General features: G+C 59.6%; 14 protein-coding genes. 12 read left to right on the top strand and 2 right to left on the bottom strand.

What is annotated here, in order from left to right:
- Positions 1-575: 575 nt before the first annotated feature.
- The 6 genes from NKJ11_RS25365 to NKJ11_RS25340 all read left to right on the top strand — a co-directional run bounded on the left by NKJ11_RS25365 (position 576) and on the right by NKJ11_RS25340 (position 9858).
- Positions 576-1784, top strand: coding sequence for a glycosyltransferase family 4 protein (locus NKJ11_RS25365; protein ID WP_352610099.1), 1209 nt, complete (start codon positions 576-578; stop codon positions 1782-1784).
- On the top strand, positions 1781-3040 hold the full coding sequence (locus tag NKJ11_RS25360; RefSeq protein ID WP_352440666.1) for an O-antigen ligase family protein: 1260 nt from the start codon (positions 1781-1783) through the stop codon (positions 3038-3040). Before NKJ11_RS25365 ends, NKJ11_RS25360 begins: the two co-directional genes overlap by 4 nt.
- On the top strand, positions 3040-5037 hold the full coding sequence (asnB, locus tag NKJ11_RS25355) for an asparagine synthase (glutamine-hydrolyzing) (protein WP_352440667.1): 1998 nt from the start codon (positions 3040-3042) through the stop codon (positions 5035-5037). The genes NKJ11_RS25360 and asnB overlap by 1 nt, the downstream gene beginning before the upstream one ends.
- The gene (locus tag NKJ11_RS25350) at positions 5012-7270 is read left to right on the top strand and encodes a GumC family protein (RefSeq protein ID WP_352794558.1); all 2259 of its coding nucleotides are present in this window, start codon (positions 5012-5014) and stop codon (positions 7268-7270) included. Before asnB ends, NKJ11_RS25350 begins: the two co-directional genes overlap by 26 nt.
- 300 nt (positions 7271-7570) lie before the next feature.
- On the top strand, positions 7571-8821 hold the full coding sequence (locus NKJ11_RS25345) for an oligosaccharide flippase family protein (RefSeq protein ID WP_245486033.1): 1251 nt from the start codon (positions 7571-7573) through the stop codon (positions 8819-8821).
- Complete coding sequence (locus NKJ11_RS25340; protein WP_023808946.1) at positions 8818-9858, top strand: glycosyltransferase family 2 protein; 1041 nt, start codon at positions 8818-8820, stop codon at positions 9856-9858. Before NKJ11_RS25345 ends, NKJ11_RS25340 begins: the two co-directional genes overlap by 4 nt.
- 82 nt (positions 9859-9940) lie before the next feature.
- Here NKJ11_RS25340 and NKJ11_RS25335 read toward each other — a convergent pair whose 3' ends face one another.
- Positions 9941-10648, bottom strand: a complete 708-nt coding sequence (locus tag NKJ11_RS25335) for a helix-turn-helix transcriptional regulator (RefSeq protein ID WP_031212340.1) — start codon at positions 10646-10648, stop codon at positions 9941-9943.
- 210 nt (positions 10649-10858) lie between these two features.
- On the opposite strand from NKJ11_RS25335, the gene NKJ11_RS25330 reads away from it, so the two are divergent.
- Positions 10859-12601 (top strand): PAS domain-containing protein, encoded by a 1743-nt coding sequence (locus NKJ11_RS25330; RefSeq protein WP_023808948.1) that lies wholly within the window; start codon positions 10859-10861, stop codon positions 12599-12601.
- Here the strand turns inward: NKJ11_RS25330 and NKJ11_RS25325 are convergent.
- On the bottom strand, positions 12594-13268 hold the full coding sequence (locus tag NKJ11_RS25325; protein WP_023808949.1) for a LuxR C-terminal-related transcriptional regulator: 675 nt from the start codon (positions 13266-13268) through the stop codon (positions 12594-12596). The genes NKJ11_RS25330 and NKJ11_RS25325 overlap by 8 nt on opposite strands.
- Positions 13269-13775: 507 nt before the next feature.
- Between NKJ11_RS25325 and NKJ11_RS25320 the strand changes: the two genes are divergently transcribed.
- From NKJ11_RS25320 to NKJ11_RS25300, 5 genes are all read left to right on the top strand, one after another.
- On the top strand, positions 13776-14498 hold the full coding sequence (locus NKJ11_RS25320; RefSeq protein WP_352794557.1) for a nucleotidyltransferase family protein: 723 nt from the start codon (positions 13776-13778) through the stop codon (positions 14496-14498).
- A gap of 38 nt (positions 14499-14536) precedes the next feature.
- Entirely contained in the window at positions 14537-15673 is a 1137-nt protein-coding gene (locus NKJ11_RS25315) for a DegT/DnrJ/EryC1/StrS family aminotransferase (RefSeq protein WP_023808951.1), read from the top strand.
- Positions 15670-16344, top strand: coding sequence for a sugar transferase (locus NKJ11_RS25310; RefSeq protein ID WP_023808952.1), 675 nt, complete (start codon positions 15670-15672; stop codon positions 16342-16344). The genes NKJ11_RS25315 and NKJ11_RS25310 overlap by 4 nt, the downstream gene beginning before the upstream one ends.
- Positions 16345-16431: 87 nt before the next feature.
- Complete coding sequence (locus tag NKJ11_RS25305; RefSeq protein ID WP_023808953.1) at positions 16432-17436, top strand: SDR family NAD(P)-dependent oxidoreductase; 1005 nt, start codon at positions 16432-16434, stop codon at positions 17434-17436.
- Positions 17433-18671: a hypothetical protein gene (locus NKJ11_RS25300; protein WP_352794556.1), complete on the top strand. Its 1239-nt coding sequence runs from the start codon at positions 17433-17435 to the stop codon at positions 18669-18671. Before NKJ11_RS25305 ends, NKJ11_RS25300 begins: the two co-directional genes overlap by 4 nt.
- The last annotated feature ends 9 nt before the right edge of the window (positions 18672-18680 follow it).

Here is an 18680-nt window from a genome sequence, read left to right as displayed (position 1 = left end):
CACACCCCCACCCCCCCCCCTCACCCCACACTTCACTAGACATATTTCGATACGACCCACCCCCCACACCCCCCCCCATCAACCCCGCTTGCGCCCGCGCCCGGGGCCGGGGCCCCCCCCCGACAGATGTTCCGGATGTGTGGACCAACAGCTGACGTGCGGGTTCCGTCCTGAAGACCGGGCGACGCAGGCCGAGGGCCGGCTTGACGGCCCAGCGCAACCACAAAGATTTTTTGCCATCAGCGAACCGCGGAGCTCAGGCACCGCGCCGCCGCAATTGGACACTCGAAAACCTTGGACAACCAAGGTGATGCAGACCGGCCACCCGTACCGGCTCAGGCAAGCACCGCGCTCATCCCGCAAGACACGAGTCACATGAACGCTCCGGCAATCGCGAGGGAATCTCGCCTCGCTGGTCGCCACCCTTCCAAACATCACTGGTGTCATTCAAACGGACGAGGACAGGCACCTGGTGTCCCCCTAGCGTGCACTCGGGCGGCATGCGCTCAGAGGTGATTAAACCGGGCCATGGCAGCATCGAGAGCCAATCGGCCATGTGCGCTTGGGAGAGGCAGATGAACCCGCACCTGGTCTGCGTGGGAGGCGAGGATCACGCCTTGAGAGTTCCCTTCCTCATCGCGCTGCGAGAGAAAGGCTTTCGCGTTACGGCGGTCTCGAGCGGTTCTCCCGTACCGTTTTTACGGCATGACATTTCGCATCACAGGTTCTCCTTCGACCGCTTTGCAAGCGGAGGCGGGGAATGGCGCACTCTCGGAACGATGCGCCGCCTGATGCAGGAGCTTCAGCCTGACATCATCCAGAGCTTCGACACCAAGCCAAATCTGTTAACGCCCCTTTCGGTACGGGGAACTGTTCCGGTCATTCGCACCATCAACGGACTGGGATGGACGTTCTCATCGCTGGAGCCTCGAGCCCTGGCCTTGCGTCCGGTCTATTGCGCACTGCAATGGCTTGCGTCTTCCTGGACGGCAGCGACCGTATTCCAAAATAGCGACGACCAACTGTTCTTCGAGCGCTTTCGGCTGATCGGTCGCGGAAGTTCGCGACTGATACGCAGTTCCGGAATCGATGTCGACGCGTTCGCAACGGTGCGCCATCTCGGGTCCTCAGCAACGAAGATGCGAAAGGACCTCGGCCTTCAGTCCGCCGAAGTGGTGATCTTCGTCGGCCGTTTGACGCGCCAGAAAGGCGTGGCGGCCCTTCTCAAGGCGGTCCCTCGCATTCTGTCCGCAAGGCCCTCGGCACGGTTTGTGCTCGTCGGCCCACGAGAATCCGAAGGCTCATTCGCAATCGACAAGTCGGAACTCGATCGGCATGCACCTCATGTGCTGGCCTTGGGTCCACGACGCGATGTCGCCGACCTCCTTGGCATGGCCGATGTATTCGCCTTTCCCACTCAGTATCGCGAGGGGGTTCCGCGTGTATTGCTCGAGGCGGGGCTGGCGGGACTGCCCATCGTGGCCTCAAGGATGCCAGGCTGCAGCGACGTCGTCGAAGACGGATGGAACGGCTACCTGGTTGCGCCGCATGATGCCGAAGCCCTCGCCTCGCGAACAATAGACTTGCTGTCCGACCGCGCGGCGGCCAAGGCGATGGGCGCCCGTTCTGTTGAACTTGTCCGGAGGCGATTTGCCCTGCCACTGGTGGTCGACCAGTACTGCGACCTTTACGACAACACACTCCGCGCGGGGCACATGCGACCGCTCCCTGCCGTTGGGCTTGGAGGCGGCCTCGCAAATCACCGAGGCGGGGCACATCAATGATCCGGGACGCCTTGCTCGCCCTGGGGGTTGCTATGTCCTATGCGACGCAACTAGGCGTTCCGGGATTGCCGCTCGGCTATGGCGAATTGTTCATCGCGATCTGGATCGTGCTGGCGATTGGACGAATACTCGCTGGCGGTCGTCTCCAGCTCACACCCGCTTTTGTCCAACTGGCGAGCTTCTGGCTGCTCCTGTCGCTCGCTTTGGGGATCGGCACGATCGTCGGTTACCTGACCACCGTTCTTTATCTGACCGGGTTTGTACATGACATTATGGCATATGTGTTGCTGGCAAGCTTTACGTGCCTGGCCGCGGCGGAGCCGGACGCCGATCGGCATCTGCGCCGCAGCGCATGGTACGTGGTCGCGTTTGCCAATGGAGCCTTTGTGATACAGCTTGGCTTGGCTTATGGTGCGATCCACCAATCCGGCGTCGATCCCTGGTATTGGGACCGGTTCCGCGGCTGGTCAGAGAACCCGAACCAACTCGCGCTCTATTGCGCGCTCTTTGGCCCGCTGGCTTTGCATCTTGCCACGACCACGCGCAACCCATGGGCTCGTTTGCTAGCATTCTCATGCCTGCTCCTGACGTTCTATGTCGGCCGACTGACGAAGAGCGACACCTATCTCTATACCAGCATCCTGAGCTGCCTCATCTTCATCGGATTGCGGCTTCGTGCATGGATAGCAACGAGCGGCCGCGCCAGCATGCCCCGCCTGGCGGCAATTATGCTGTTGGCAGGCTCCTTCCCTCTAGCGCTTGCAATGACGCCGTACGCGCTCACCGAAGAGACCAGCGTCGCCAATTTTGCGAAGAGCCTTACCAAAGACGAAGGCGGGGAAGCGACCGTCGAAACGTTCGAACTCCGGCTTTATCTGTGGCAGGAGGCTGTGGAAAAAGGATTGAAATCCGGGTCCCTGGGACTGGGCCCTGGCCCCCACCTCGAGCGGCCTCCCGTGGCCGACCGTCAATTTCTACAGCGACCTTTCGAGGCGCATAACACCGTTCTCGACCTTTACCTGCAGGGCGGATTGCTTGCCGTGATGGCGTTGGTCTGGATCGTGGGCGCCGCCATGTCCTCCGCCTGGCGAGCGGGATTCGACGCCCTGCTGGTGCTCGGGGGATCGACGATAATCTTCAGCATGCCTCACCTGATCATCCGCCACCCGATCGTGTGGTTTTCGCTGGCTTTCTGCCTCGTTGCCGGAAATCCGACCGCACTTCGGCGGCAGCTTGCTGAACCGAGGGTGGCCTAATGTGTGGGATCGCGGGAATTCTATTGGCTTCGGACGCTCTGGACATAAAGCCGCTTGGAGCGATCGGGCGGATGACTGCATCGCTGCGTCACCGGGGGCCGGATGGCGAGGGGCTCTGGATCGACCGCGAAGCTGGAATCGCACTGGGCCACAGGCGGTTGGCAATTGTCGACCTGTCAGCCGCCGGGCACCAGCCGATGCATTCCGCCAGCGGTCGGTACGTGATCACCTTCAACGGTGAGATATACAATTTTCGCGATTTGCGTAGCGAACTCGAGTGTGCGGGCCAAACCTTTCAAGGTGCTAGCGACACCGAAGTGATGCTCTGCGCAATCGAGCATTGGGGGCTTGAGGCCGCCCTCAATCGCTTTGCCGGTATGTTCGTCTTCGCATTGTGGGATCTCAAGACAAGAACCCTGCATCTGGCCCGCGACAGAATGGGCAAAAAGCCCCTCTATGTCGCATCGACCCGAGATGCGCTGGTTTTCGCGTCTGAGCTGAAGGCGATCAATTGCTTTCCGGGCTTTTCTCCCGACCTTGATCTTGATGCCGCCGCGGCAATGCTTTCGACGGGATGGGTGCCGGACCATCGCTGTATCTGGCGAAGCGTGTTCAAACTGCCGCCTGGTTCTGTCCTTTCCGTCACGGCGGCGAATTTTGCCGAAGACCGCAGCGCGGACCGTCTTTCCCGATGCGTTCACCGCTGGTGGTCGCTGGCTGCCGTCGCTGCCGATGGGCGACGGAATCCCGCCATCGGCACCGACGAAGATCTGGTTGACGAACTGGACAACCGGCTTCGGCTGGCTGTGCGGGAACGTATGATCGCCGACGTGCCTCTGGGCGGCTTCCTGTCGGGCGGGATCGACAGCTCAGCCGTGATCGCCTTGATGCAGGCCCAATCCTGCAAGCCGGTTCGCAGCTTCACGATCTCGTTCGGAGAGGGCGGCTTTGATGAAGCTCCATACGCAGCGGCCGTTGCCCGTCATCTGGGTACCGACCACTCCGAACTTCACCTCTCGCCAAGCGCCGCACGTGACGTCATTCCCGAGTTGCCCCAGGTCTGGGATGAACCCTTCGCCGATGAATCACAAATACCGACCTTGCTCGTTGCCAGGCTCGCTCGTCAGCACGTCACCGTAGCGCTGTCGGGCGACGGTGGTGACGAATGCTTCGCAGGATACGGCCGCCACTTTATGGCGGAGCGGCTGAAACGGCACCTGCGCCTGCCCCGACAACTGCGCCGAACCTTGGCGGCAGGGGCAGGGTTTTTCGCACGCGCCGGACGTGACGATGCCGTTGGCAAACTGCCGCTCTCTGCGAGCGCGAGGCATTTTATCCGGAGCGACCGAATGGAACGCCTCGCCCGGCTGCTCACGGCATCGAACGAAGACGAATTGTTTCAGCGGCTGGCGCGGCCACAAGCTGAAAACCTTGGATATCAGCGGCCGACCGAACCAACCCACGGCTACGGCGGTCCGCCGCTTGACGACCTGCTCTCCCGTCTTCTGTACGATGACATGGCGGGCTACTTGCCTGGCGATATCTTGGTGAAGCTGGACCGTGCCACCATGGCCAACAGCCTTGAGGGTCGGTGTCCTCTGCTTGACCACCGCGTTGTCGAATTCTCCTGGCGGCTGCCATCCAACATGAAAGTTCGTGATGGCGCCGGCAAATGGATCCTTCGCCAATTGCTACGCCGCTATCTCCCGCAGCACCTGATCGAGCGTCCGAAACAAGGCTTCGATGTCCCTATCGCTGCATGGCTGCGGGGTCCGCTGCGCAACTGGGCCACCGATCTTCTCGCCGACATGCGAACCGAAAGCAGTGACGTATTGGACACCGCGAAGATCGACGCCTGCTGGCGCGATCACATTGATGGCCATAACCGCTCGCGCGAATTGTGGTCCGCGTTGATGTTCCAGGCCTGGCGGAGCAAGGCCAATCGGCAAGCACAGCAAACCGGCCCAACTCATGAACGCGACCTGGCAGGAGTGTAAGATGGTAGGTTCCGCAATCAGCCCGATCCAGCTGCCACGGGTCAATCAACTACCAGCACCGGTTCTCGAAGGCAGAGTGCCCGTGCGGTCATTGCGTGAGTATGTCGAGCCGCCCACCGCGTCGCGCCAACTCTTCGTGATTCTGGCAAGGAGAAAATGGTCTATTGTTGCCTTCGCTGTGTTGGGCGGCTTGTTGGCGGGGTTGCTGGGAAGCCTTCGACCAGTTCTCTACGAGTCAACAACCCAGCTTATCGTCGACGCCCCCTCGCGCGGTTCACTGCCCGTCGGCGCCCCGTCTTCGCAGGACCTCGTTGATTCAAGCATAGATGACCACATCACGATGTTATCGTCGCAAGATCACCTGCGCCGCGTCATGGCGGCACTGCGCAAGACAGGTGCGGCGGAAACCGGACAGGACAATTCCGCGAGCAGGAATTCCCGGCTTGAACCGTCTGCCACCCCTCCCCCAAGGACACGCTCACTTGCCGGCGGTCTACTGGACTGGCTGTGGCCAGGGGCGGACCAGGCAGACAACGGTCCACAAGCCGAGGATGCCTCCGAGTTGAGAGATTTGCGGCGAGGCATGCGGGTCGGGCAGGAGCTGCGATCGAGAGTAATCTCCGTCGCTTTTGCCGATGACAGCCCCGCGCGGGCGGCGCTCGTGGCCAACACATTCGCTCAGGTTTATGTCGACTCCCTAGCGAAAAAAAGGCAGGCATCCGACCAGCAAGAGCTCGATGCGATCACCGCCAGTTTGCCCGGGCTGCAAAATGATCTGCAGGCAGCGGCAGACCGCCTTGAGAAATATCGGCTGAGCCACGGAGCCATCGACCAAGGCTCGGCTGACAATGCAGCCAGGGAACGGGCCGACCTCAGCCAGCAATTGTCGATGTCAAAGGCGGACCTCGCCGCTGTGGAATCTCGGCTTCGATACGTCCAGGGGCTTCGAGAGCATGGGGCCTCTCTCACCGCCTTGGCCGAAGCTATTGGCGCGCCTGAACTTGCCGACCTTGCGGCTCGACAGGCTCTCGCGCCGGCAGACCAGGAACTCAGAGCCACGATGCAAAGCAAGATCGAACAAGGCGTCGACAAGATTGCTGCCGATGCAAACATTTTCCGTGCACAGATCGCCGCTCTTGAAAGCCGAAAGAACATCCTGGATGCGGTCATGGCCGACACCGCCAGCCGGCTTTCCGGTTTGCGGGCTCTCGAGCCGCAGGTCAGCCTGCTGACCCAGCGATATAACGAACTCCTTGGTCGACAACAGGATTTGACGCGGCGTATCGGAGTTCCCTCAGCTGGAATTTCCATCCTGTCCGCTGCTTGGCCGTCGACTATCCCGCAGACCTTGCCAGCCATCTTCCTTGTTCCCCCTGGGATGATCTTATTCGCCATTCTGGGGGCGATGTACGTCACGATGCGCAATCATTTTGACCGGACTTTCCGTGGCGAGGCCGAGGCAGAAGCGGTGCTCAAGGTTCCATGTGTGGGGCAGATTCCCGAAGCAGGCGGAATGCATGCCAAACAACTGCGAAACCTCGTGCTGGGGGAGCGCAGGTCCGCATATAGCCGCGCCGTGACGTCGTTGCTGATTGCGGCGGCACCAAATGCGCTAAGGGCTCGTTCGTCGTACACGGCGCTTGTCACCTCCAGCGTGCCGCAGGATGGCGGGACCGAGCTCGCGTGGAGCCTGGCGCTCGCCGGCACGCGACTGGGCGGTCGAGTTCTGTTGGTCGATCTTGAACGCAAGGGCGTTCAGCTCACGCTCGAGTTCCTGCACCAGTTCAGCGAACGCAAGAACCGCCATTCCTTCGCTGACTATGTTTGCAATCGCTGCGACCTGGAAGGTGCCGTTGCCAGGCTGCATGAAATCGGGATCGACGTAATGACCGCCGCTCCGTCGGACGACCTGCTGGCGCTGCTATCATGCGAGGACGGAGGCAAAGTGATGGCGGATCTGCACGCGACCTATCGCATCGTGATCATAAACCTGCCGTCGGCGCTGGGGCAGCCGGAAGCCAAATTTCTGCCAGGATGGGCGGACGTGGTTCTTTTCGCCATCCGGTGGAGGAAAACGCCACGCACCCTCGCTCGCGGGGTGCTGGAACTCCTTCAGGGCAACGGTTCTCTTGCGATACCTGTTGGCAGTGTCCTCACGCGAGTGAATCTGAAAAAACATGCCGGATATCGGCTCGAGGACAGCGCTGACCTCTTGCGCGAGCAAATAGCATGACGGCCACAGGCTCGTCCTTGGGCTACGGACGATCCTGGGGCGGTTCATCCAGGGAGCGGCCAGGACGATTCACGGTGCAGCCTGTCAGCAGAGCGCGTCATTCAGGTGAATGATGGCAAGGTCCGGTGTGCATCGTAGGCTGCGGCAATCCCCGATATTTGCCTCCCTCGGAAGCGCGAACCGATGGCACCAAGCGACCTTCTGAGACCCAAGACGGTTCCTGCGGCAGGCACAGCCATCATCGTTGTTCGGCCGAGCCCGATCGGCTCGATCATTCGTGCAGCAAGCGGAGTGTCGGCAATGGCGATTGTCGGCCAGCTCACCCTTCTTGCCGCAATCCCGGTTTTGGCGCGGCTCTATTCGCCGGCCGATTTCGGCATCTTTACGATTTATCTGTCGATCGTGAACATACTCGCCGGGGTCGCGGCATTGCGCTTCGAGGCTTCGCTCTATGGGGTCAAGGGGAACGCGCAGGCCTATGTGACGGTCAAGCTTATTCTCTTGGCTGTGTTCGTGACGACCGTCCTGGCCTTTTCGGCCGGACAGATGCTGTCGAACCTTGCTCCCAATCGCCTCGGCTCGCTCGCCTGGCTCATTCCGATTGGAATGGGAGGCGCAGGTCTGGTCGAAGCCATGAACTGCTGGAGTCTGCGTGCCGGGCTTTTGCGCGATTTTGCTCTCGGGCGCCTGATCCTGCCGGCGAGCATGGCTGCACTGCAATTGGCTTTCGGCATCGCCGAACTCGGCGGTGAAGCGATGATCCATGCCCATATTTTAAGCCAGTTCGTCTTCATCGGGGTGATCGGCTATCGGGTGATGAGTTGGGAGGATTTGCGTGGCATCGCCTGGGCACCTTGGCGTGCGGTATTGGAAAAGGCTCGGCGGGAATACAAATTTCCTCTGTTCGATATTCCCGCAACGCTCGCGAGCATAGCAATCAACAATCTTCCAGCAGTCCTTGTCGGCGGGCTGTTCGGCACCGCATTTGCCGGATATTTGGGCGTGGCCGCGCGGCTGGTCACCGGTCCGGTGACGCTGATCGCCACACCGCTCAGCAATGTTTTTGTCGCCGAAGCAAACCGGAACAGCAATCGTGGACACCTGCTTGGTGTGGCGCGCGGGCTTCTCCTGCTGGCCGCCGCCTTTACCGCGGTGCCGATCTTGCTGCTCGGCCTCGCCGCGCCCTATGTGGTCGTTCCGCTTCTGGGCGAGCCTTGGATGCCCACTGCGGAAATCATGACCGCACTGGCGCTGATGGGCGCGGCACAGGCGTTGTCGACTCCGCTCAGCGACGTTCCCGCTCTGTTACGGCGGCAAGGAACAAGACTGGTCATCGACCTCGCACGGGCGGTTCTCGTGTTTGGCCCGCTGCTCGCCGGCGCCCAGGCGGGCTGGCAGCCAGTCACCGTCATCTATTTCATGGCCGCCGGCGGCGCGTCGGGTTTCGCTCTGAAAATGGCAGCATCACTGTATCTGTTGACCCACGACCCTCAACCAGCAGGCGCTGCAACGTGCATCCAACATGAATGTCTCGAGGAAAAAACACCATGAATTCGTCGTCGGTTGACAACCTTCAAGCGGCAGTTGCGGTCACCCAGCATGACCGGGCCGATCTCTCGTGGTCACGCCCTTTTATCTCGGTCGGGATACCAACCTTTCGTCGACCGGATACGATCCGCAGGGCGATCGACAGCGTCTTGGGCCAGGATTACTCCGATTGGGAGTTGGTCGTGAGCGACGACGAGGGGCCGGAGGGCGAGACCTGGGCTATCGTGACCGACTACGCACGGAGCGAACCTCGCATCCGCATCATCGAAAACAGTCGAGGTCGCGGTCAGGTGGAGAACACCAACAACGCTATGCTGGCTTGCTCCGGACGATGGATCAAGTTGCTACATGACGATGACTGGCTTGCGCCAGGTGCACTCAGGACATTCGCCGAAATTGCCAAACAGTACCCCTCAGTCGCCTTCATGACGTCAGCCGCAAACATAATCGAGGACAAGCGAGTGCGATTTCGCCAAGTCCCCAAGCAGCAGGAACCGATCTCGCTTTATTCCAGCCAGCAGTGCCTGATGGACCTCTATCTGGTGCGCGCGACACGCTGCCTGGGGATTATTCCATCCACATTGTTGATCAACAGCGACGTCATTCGTGCCGGCTGCTTGATGCGCACGCACAAAGAGATTCCGGCCGGAGTGGATCAACTGTTCTTCGTGGATCTAGCCAGCCATGGGGACATGGTGGCGATAAGCGATCCGCTTACCTTTTACGATGCAACGAACCATCCAAGCATTACAACGTCAAAGAGTTTCCGCGAGGTCGACGAAGTGACCCTCGCCGTCAAACAGCTTAACTGGAATCTCATCAAGGACCGCAACCATCTCCCGCCTCCCGAGACATTGCTGCGGGCATTGCGGGTTGCTCGTATTCCCATGAGGTTCCACCAGCAGTCCTGGTTGACCACGTTCCTGGACGGGATTCAGATCTTCCGGCCTTCCGTCATGAAGGTGGCGGGCTGGCACGTGCTTAACCACGTGTTTGCAATCCGCCCAAGATTGGGCCGGGTGCGCACACGACGGCGGTAGGGTGAGGCTGGCGGACAAGCACGCCGGCAACAGATTGCGCGCGCACAAGCCTGTTGCGCGCGCGCATGGTACGGCCGTTACCTCACGGCAAGACGCATATGCGCCCAAGAAGAGCTACCAGTTCCGCCTGGCGCCGTGTTTCGGTCTTGGCGAAGAGCGACGCCAGCTGTGACCTTATCGTGGTCCGGCTCAAGCGCCGCTTGCGGGCTATCTCCAAAGGGGCATCGCCCTGCGCCAAGCGCAGCGCGAGTTGCGTTTCGGCACTCGTCAGACCAAACATTCTTTGCAGCGTCTGGGGATTTGGCCCGGACCTGTTTTCACGATCCAGCAGCGCCACGATACTCGTCGCGTCAGGCGTTGCTATGCCCTTCTCGTTCAAAATCAAGGGCCTGTCGCCCATACCGCGGATCACCACCCATGAAAGCGTGCCAGGAAGAAAATTCCCCGGCACGTTTGCGATCAGCCGCCTCAGAGCAACCGACACCTTGCCGGCCGTATCAGCTGCCTCGCCCTCGCGCTCCAAGGTGTTTTGAGCGGCTGAATTCCACTCCATGACCTTCCTGTCGCTGTTCAGGATCAGATAGCCACACCCGATGCGATCAAGCATTCTCACAACAGATGCAAGGCTGCTCTGCTTTGGCTCGACAGCCACGCCGTCGAACCTTTGTGGTGCTTGGTGCCAGGCGGAACTATGGCCACCCTGCGTTCTCAAGGCCGAGACGGGCTTTCCCCCGAAACTTCCATATTGGCGACCAAGAATTCCATCATGCTGCCTACCAACCAGTGCCATTTTCTTACCTCCCGCAAAACGGCAACGCCTCCCTGTCAGGAGGTGCCTTAAACATGTCAGTCAGGTCGCTTGGAGAGTTGCGGTCCGATCCGCCCCCGACAACGGACAAAATGCGCGCTACAATCCCGGGGAACAATCCTGCGGTCGGACTAGTCTGTACGCTTTTCGGTCTAATCTCGACGGACTAGTCAGAAGGTTATAGTCTGGCACATGCGTTTGCATTCGCTCAGTTTGCATCCGAACAGCTCAGGCAAGTTGCTAACCCACCTTGCCTCGATGTCGCTCCTGGTCGCGACACTTGCGGTCGAGACAGCGCTGCCCGCCTCCATGGCATACGACATCGGCTTTTTTGAGTTTGTTCCCACCATTATTGCCATCTCATATCTCGAAGATCGCCTGATTGCCCTTGCGGCAACGTTTGTGATGGTGACTGTCGGCTTGTTGGCGCGGGATGTCCTTCACAATCCAACCGACGTCGACGTTTGGATTAGGGCCATCCTGCTGCTGGTTGCAGGGGGGATGATCGCCCTGACTTTCCACCGGCAGAGGCAGGACTACCGCACCCTTTTGCGGGTTGCAGAGGCTAGACTCGTGGCCTTGGAGGCGACCGAAAACAGTTATCGCTGGGCATTTGAACGTGCCGCTATCGGCTTTGCCAATATGAGCGAGAACGGAGAGTTGCAACGATCCAACAAACGTCTTTGTGAGATGACAGGGTATGCCGAGGAGGAGCTTTCTAGTTTGCCAGTCAGGGCACTCGTCCATCCTGACGACAACCACACTTTGGCGGAAGCATTGACTCGCCTCAAAGACACGACTTCGTTCGGCTCGGAGATCCGTCTCCTGAGAAAGGACGGCACGGTTTTGTGGACAAGATTGGCGCTGTCTTTGGCCGTGCCAGCTGATGCTCTCCCTCAAAGCATCTTTGTAATGGTGGACGACATATCGGGAGAGCGAACCGCCCGCGAGGCACTCCGGGCTCAGAAGGAATGGTTGGACCTGGCGCTGTCGTCCAGCCGGTTGGGAACATGGCGCATAGACTTCGAGAGCGGATCCGTGAACGGCTCGGCCGCGTTCTGGGAAATGATGGGACTGGCACCCGCGCCGAGCCGTCCGCTGCAGGAACTGGCTGCGGTCGTTCATCCAGCCGACTTGCCTAATTTGACGGCCCCGGGAGAGCTTGCATCCGGCGCCAACTATGACGCGGAGATCCGCATCAGGCGAGCTGGCGGACATATCCGCTGGATTGCTCTTCGCGGACGGGACGAATTGCGCGATGGTCGTGCACAGCGAATAGGAGTCGCCGCGGATGTCACCGATCGGCGCATAACCATTCTGCTGCGGGCTGCGGCGAAGAAGCGAGAGCGGGCCATGCTTGAACAGCGCCACAGGCTCAACAATCTGTTTCCGGTGATCACGGCGCTTGTGAATATGGTTAGTGCCCCCGACAACGATATCGCCCGCTATAAGCAGACACTGATCCAAAAAATCGGCGCACTCCAGGCGACGCATCTGCTTCTTTCACGCGATGGCAACCTGTCGGCGTCCTTGCGCGACCTCATCGTTCAGGAATTGCAGCCCTACATGGGGACGCACAACATCTCGATCAGTGGGCCCGAAGTAAAAATCGCAGAGGGTTCGGCTGAGAGCTTCGCAATGATCGTTCACGAGCTTACGACCAATTCCGTGAAGCATGGGGCTCTCGGCACTCCGGCAGGCCGGATCGAGGTCATGTGGCAATTCACAGCCCAGGAGCCCGGCGCCGACATCGTGTTTGAATGGTCGGAATCGGGAGAGCGCCGGGTCTCCACCTCGGCTCGGCGCGGTTTTGGGTCGTTGATCATTGGAGCCGACGGTGAGCCTATCGTGGGTCACTCTTCCAAGCTTGAGATGCTGGCTCACGGACTGAAATATTCGGTCCGGCTGCCGCCAAAAGCAATCGGCGCTAGTTGACGTCTCTGGCGGCCCATGTCTTCAGCAGAACCGCGGCCTCTGTCCGATTTCGTGCCCCAAGTTCGCGCAGGACGGCGGCGGCATGAATCTTCGTCGTCGCTTCTGCAATTTCAAGAGAGCGGGCAATCTCTTTGTTCGAGTAACCTTCGGCCATCAACCTGAGGACTTCCTTCTGTCTGGACGTAAGCCTGCCCAGATTGTTGACGCTGGTGGTCCTGTGGGGCATTCGCGTGGGAGCCTCGGATGGAAGGCGTACCGGCTCCTTGGACCTTTGTGAAAGAAGTGCCGGAACGTAAATACGGCCGGCCAGGATTTCCTTCACCGCCAGGACCACCTCCTCGTCCGTTTGGGACTTTACGATATAGCCATGAAGTCCAATCGAGAGGGCAGTTAGAATCTCGGCGCGTGAATCGGTCCCTGAAACAATTGCAAACCGTGTGTCGGGATGAGCCGGTAAGACGTCGCGAAGATCGTCCTGGCCGGACAGTCCTGGCATGTTCAGGTCGATGACGGCGAGATCAACGGGCGCCTGATCTTCAAGCAGGCTTATGACGGTATCAAAACACGCCGCTTCGAATATTTCCAAGTCTGGAATGCCGGCCATCAATGCCAGTCGCAGCCCACGACGATACAAGCCGTGATCATCGGCGATGATAATACGATACATGAACCACCCACCTTTTGGCAGCCCGCATGTGTCCCTAGCTGCCGAACCCTCCCTTTGGATGGACTGTACGGTGACCCAACACAGATCAGCCGCCCGCTGATCCCCCGTATGTCGACGCTCGTCGCCGCCCATCCGCACATTTCAACCTGCTAATATAGCTTACAATCGCACACATTTCAGGGCCAGATAGCAAAGTGTTTTTTTCGTACGAACGGTAGCGATGCCCTTCCGAGAAGGTCGTTACCGGCGCCGGACATGCGCACAGCAGTTGCCAATCGAGCGGCTACAGCTCCCAGCTCTGATTGACCGCCCTGCCGCGCCCATGCCCTGCCGGCTGGAATATTGAAATCAAAACGCCGGGAAAGTGCCATTCAAATGCACGACGACGCCTTCTCGGGCGCCACTTACCATCGCTGCACCCGGAGAGGCGAAACCAACACTGGCGTACCTTCCGGCCGGTGGGCTGGACCCATCACACCGCGACAGTCGTATCAATAGGAGGACGAGATGAAAGCGGTCATTCAGTGCGGTGGAATGGGAACACGCCTTCGGCCTTTCACATCCATCTTGCCCAAGCCTCTCATGCCGATCGGTGCTCGACCGGTTCTTGAATTGCTTTTGAAGTGGCTGCGACGGAACGGCATTCAGGAAGTCTACGTCACGACCGGCTATCTGGGGCACTTGATCCGCACCGTATGCGGAGACGGATCACAGTGGAATCTAAGGATACGCTATACCCAGGAGCTGGAACCTCTCGGCACTATCGGCCCGCTCTCCCTGATCAGGGAGGAACTGGACGAGCCGTTCATTGTTCTCAATGGGGACGTACTTACCGATCTCAGTCTCAGCCGGTTTGTGGCATCACACCGGACTCACACGGATCCAGTCACCATAGCCACCGCTTCCCGCGTCATCAAGATGGACTTCGGCGTCATCGACGAGATCGACAATACTGTTAAAGTATTTCGTGAAAAACCGACTCTATCTCATCTGGTAAGCATGGGTATATATTGCATGAACCCAGATGTTTTCCGTTTTATACCTGACGGTATCGCCTTCGGATTCGACGACCTCATGCTGCAGATGATGCAAAACGGCACGAATGTGCACGTCTACAAACATGATGGGCTTTGGCTGGATATCGGACGCGTTGAAGATTTTCAAAACGCACAAACCATTGCCTGGGAAGAGCAGTCCGTATCGATCGAGGTCTCGGCAGCGGCCGCTTGAGGGCGAACGCTCGGCCGCGCCAACATGAGGAGGTCGTAATGCTCTTGGTCAGCGCTCCTATTCTTGGCTTTCCGGAAAAGGCGGCCCTGGCCAAAGTTGTCGACAGTGGGTGGCTGACGATGGGGGACCAGGTACGAGCCTTTGAAGAGGCCTTCGCGGCCGTGCATGATGCGGTCGATTGCGTCGCCGTCAGCTCTTGCACCGCCGCCCTGCATCTCATTCTCCATGCACTTGGGATCGGCCCTGGAGACGAAGTGCTGGTTCCCTCGCTGACCTTCGTGGCGACCGCGAATGCAGTGCTCTACGTAGGAGCAACACCGGTATTCGTCGACATAGAGTCGGCCGAAGTGCCACTGATGTCTCTAAGCGACGCGGAAGCCAAGTGCACCGGACGCACCAAGGCAGTCATTCTCGTCCATTTTGCCGGCTACCTCGCCGACCGGGAAGAATGGCAGAGATTTGCCCGTGTGCGAGGACTGCATATCGTCGAGGATGCCGCGCATGCTCCCGGCCTTAAGGAGGTGGGGACTTACGGTGCGGCCGCGGCCTTTAGCTTCTACGGCAACAAGAACATGACCACCGCGGAAGGCGGGGCCGTTATCGCCCGGGATGCACAGCTCCGTGAAGCGATCCGCCAGGCTCGCGGACATGGGATGACCAGTGGCACACATCAGCGGCTGAACAGCCGCACGCCGCAATACGACGTGACGATGCTCGGTTTCAATTATCGCATGGACGAATTGCGCGCCGCTATCGGCTTGGTCCAACTTCAGAACCTGCAGGAATGGAATGAAATCCGGCGCATATTGGTCGTCCTCTATCGGCGTCTGATCGCAGATTATTGCTCGGCTGTGACAGTCCCGTTCGGCAAACCGCGGACCTCGGCCTACCACATCATGCCTGTCCTCCTGCCGCATGACGTCGACCGGCAAACGGTAATCGACCATCTGCGAACGAAGGGTATACAGACCACAATCCACTATACGCCCGTGCACCAGATGACGCTTTATCGCCAGATGTTCACTGAAATCCATCTGCCGAAGACCGAGGACTTCGCGCAGCGGGAATTGACGATTCCACTACACCCGCAAATTACGGCAAGTGCGATCGAGTCGGTGGTTGTTGCGTTGGCCACGGCGATTGAAGGCAGCGGGCGGGCGGGAGCCGCGGCATGAACGCACTCGACGTGACGATGCATCGGCCCGCCGTAGCTGGCACCAGCCACGGAATTGCCAGACGCGCTATGGACATCATCCTCGCCGCAGTAGCGGGAATGGTACTCGCTCCACTGATGCTCCTGATTGCCGTTGCACTCTTTGTCGAAGGCGGTTGGCCCGTGCTTTTCGCACAGACGCGCCTGGGTGCCGGCGCAAAACCGTTTCGCATGTACAAGTTCCGCAAATTCAAGACGACAGCCGATCCTTTCGGCCTTGCGCTGACCATGAACGATGACAGCCGCATGACGCGGGTAGGCCGTTTTCTCGCGGCAACGAAACTTGATGAGCTGCCCCAACTGTGGAACGTTTTCACGGGGGACATGGCAATTGTCGGGCCGCGGCCGGAAAGCCTTGCCTTCGCCGATTGTTTCCGCGGCGGCAATGAAGCTGTCCTACAGTGGAAGCCTGGCCTGCTCGGCCCAACCCAGGTTCTCTTCCGTCACGAAGCCTGTTTTTACCCGCCCTCCCTTGATCCGCTCCTGTTTTATCGAGAGGTCCTGTTCCCGGCCAAGGCAACGATCGACCTCGCCTACTATCCGCGGCGCACCATTGCATCGGACCTCGTCTGGATAATGCGGGGCTTCAGGGCGGTTTTCGGCGTGTCCCTGCCTCCCGCGGCAAGTGGGTAGAGTTGGCAAGTGAGGAGAGTTTGGCATGAATGGATTGTTGTTCGTTCGCCAGTTTGACGGCTCACATGATCGAAGGAGTGCACGGTCGTGAACTATCACGGCAGGAAGGTCCTGGTCACGGGTGCGGATGGATTTATCGGATCCCACCTCACGGAAGCGCTGGTGCGCGAAGGTGCCGATGTCACGGCACTGGCCCTCTACAACTCGTTCGACAGCCATGGCTGGCTGGATGATTTGCCCGACCACGTTCGAAGCCAGTTGCAGTGCATTCGGGGGGACGTTCGTGACAGCGCCTTCATCAACCGGATCGTGCGCGGCCAGGCGGTGGTGTTTCATCTGGCTGCGCTGATTGCGATTCCCTATTCCTATGCGGCTGCCCAATCCTATGTGGAAACCAATGTGCTGGGTACCGTGAATGTCCTCGAAGCGGCACGCCACTGGGAAACCGAGCGCATTGTGCATACGTCCACAAGCGAGGTTTATGGCACCGCTCTGACCATGCCGATCCACGAATCCCACCCGTTGCAGGGACAATCCCCCTACTCCGCATCCAAGATCGGCGCGGACATGATGGCGGCGTCCTATGCCAGGTCCTTCGATGTGCCGGTGGTGATCCTGCGACCGTTCAATACATACGGGCCGCGCCAGAGCGAGCGGGCCATCGTGCCGACCATCATAAGGCAGGCTCTGGACGAGAACTGTTCGGCGATCATGGTCGGCGACACCAGCCCTATCCGCGACCTTACCTTTGTGGAAGACACTGCGGCGGCATTTGTGGCGGCAGGGGCGGCCAAGCTTGAATTTGGCCATGCCTACAATGCCGGCAGCCAGCGCGCCGCCAGTGTCTCGGACGTTTTGGAGTTGGTGCTCGAGTTGAGTGGCACCAGGAAACCGGTCCGCCGCGATGAAAGCCGGGTGCGGCCGCAGAACTCCGAGGTTCGTGCGTTGCTCGCCGATTCCTCAAACCTTGAAAGTAAAGTCGGATGGCGGGCACATACGAGCCTGCGTGATGGTCTGGAAAGGACCATCGAGTGGTGGCGCTCGCGCCTCAGCGAAGGCCGCGTCCGTCGTGAAATGAGCTATATGACATGACCTTTCCGCGGCTCATACCGGCTGTGCTGCTGATGGCCGCTCTGCTGGCGCTGCACACAGCCGGAAACCGGCCGAGCGGTGCGGCAGGCACGGAGCCGTCAATGGATCTGCCCGCTTACCTGAAACCTGTCACTGATCCGGCGACAGGGATCAGCTTTACTCGGATTACCCAGCCCGGAGCTCTTGGCAGCGGAATTGTCTGCGGCAAGATATATTGCAGTCACCGATACTCGAGCGCGCAAGCGTGGAATGCGGATCAGAGCCTCCTCGTCCTCATGAACGGCTGCAACGGCATGTGTTTCCTCGACGGGAAAACCTACCTCCCTTTGTTTCACCGCAACAAGTCGGGTGAGTGCGAATGGCGCCCTCGAAAGGCGGAGATGATGATCTGTGTCGACGGTCAAAAGATCTCGACTTGGGCTCCCCGCACCAATCGTGAGGACATAGTGTATGCCGCAACGAAATATCGGGATCTCGAATTCGGCCCGTCCAAGGGAAATCCTAGTCGTGACGGCAACCGCATTGCCGTACGCGCGACCCGCGATGATGGAGCTGCCGTCGTCTTCGCATACGACATCGACCGGCGTCTGAAATACCCGGACATCGATCTCGCCCAGGTTGCCGGAACGACCAGTTCCTGCACCATTTCTCCGCTTGGAGAAAACATCCTGTGTTTCCAAAACCTGGTCGACGGCACCGAGCAGCGAGCCATTTTCGCAGTCGACGGCACCCTGCGCCAGAGGTGGAAGGACCATCATCGGCCCGGCCATGGCGATTTGACTCTCGATGCGGATGGTAGCGAGATTTACGTCGGAACCAGCAAATCCGCTCCGGACGAATATCAGGTGATCAAGCGTCGGCTGTCCGATGGAAAGGTCACGTCGCTCACGAAGTACGGTGAGGCCGAGCATACGTCGCTGCGTGCTTTGGACAGGCCCGAATGGGCATTTATAAGTTACGGGGGCAATCCCGATGAGGTTCGGAGCCATCCAAACTGGGCGCCATACACGCGCGAAGTGATCGCGCTGCGTGTTGACGGTCGTCAGGAGGTCCGACGCATCGTGCAGACGCGAAACGCTCCATTTGACTATTGGAGCGAGACACATGCCTCACCGTCCCCTGATGGGTCGCAAGTGATCTGGTCGAGCAATTGGGGGGTGCCTGGTGGGCCGGTCTACGAATTCGTCGCCCGTCTCGATTGGCCGCAGCAGCCGAGCTTGAATTACTTGAATTAAAGGGAGATT

The organism is Mesorhizobium sp. M0243 (assembly GCF_040321775.1).
In the GTDB taxonomy this organism is placed as follows: domain Bacteria; phylum Pseudomonadota; class Alphaproteobacteria; order Rhizobiales; family Rhizobiaceae; genus Mesorhizobium.
Note: the sequence above shows the minus strand (reverse complement) of the source record. Positions and strands in the feature narration are given on the sequence as shown.

Bases quoted from the DNA above. Each gene is read 5' to 3' on its own strand.
- NKJ11_RS25365 (WP_352610099.1), top strand. From the start codon at position 576: ATGAACCCGCACCTGGTCTGCGTGGGAGGCGAGGATCACGCCTTGAGA.
- NKJ11_RS25360 (WP_352440666.1), top strand. From the start codon at position 1,781: ATGATCCGGGACGCCTTGCTCGCCCTGGGGGTTGCTATGTCCTATGCG.
- asnB (WP_352440667.1), top strand. From the start codon at position 3,040: ATGTGTGGGATCGCGGGAATTCTATTGGCTTCGGACGCTCTGGACATA.
- NKJ11_RS25350 (WP_352794558.1), top strand. From the start codon at position 5,012: ATGAACGCGACCTGGCAGGAGTGTAAGATGGTAGGTTCCGCAATCAGC.
- NKJ11_RS25345 (WP_245486033.1), top strand. From the start codon at position 7,571: ATGGCGATTGTCGGCCAGCTCACCCTTCTTGCCGCAATCCCGGTTTTG.
- NKJ11_RS25340 (WP_023808946.1), top strand. From the start codon at position 8,818: ATGAATTCGTCGTCGGTTGACAACCTTCAAGCGGCAGTTGCGGTCACC.
- NKJ11_RS25335 (WP_031212340.1), bottom strand. From the start codon at position 10,648: ATGGCACTGGTTGGTAGGCAGCATGATGGAATTCTTGGTCGCCAATAT.
- NKJ11_RS25330 (WP_023808948.1), top strand. From the start codon at position 10,859: ATGCGTTTGCATTCGCTCAGTTTGCATCCGAACAGCTCAGGCAAGTTG.
- NKJ11_RS25325 (WP_023808949.1), bottom strand. From the start codon at position 13,268: ATGTATCGTATTATCATCGCCGATGATCACGGCTTGTATCGTCGTGGG.
- NKJ11_RS25320 (WP_352794557.1), top strand. From the start codon at position 13,776: ATGAAAGCGGTCATTCAGTGCGGTGGAATGGGAACACGCCTTCGGCCT.
- NKJ11_RS25315 (WP_023808951.1), top strand. From the start codon at position 14,537: ATGCTCTTGGTCAGCGCTCCTATTCTTGGCTTTCCGGAAAAGGCGGCC.
- NKJ11_RS25310 (WP_023808952.1), top strand. From the start codon at position 15,670: ATGAACGCACTCGACGTGACGATGCATCGGCCCGCCGTAGCTGGCACC.
- NKJ11_RS25300 (WP_352794556.1), top strand. From the start codon at position 17,433: ATGACCTTTCCGCGGCTCATACCGGCTGTGCTGCTGATGGCCGCTCTG.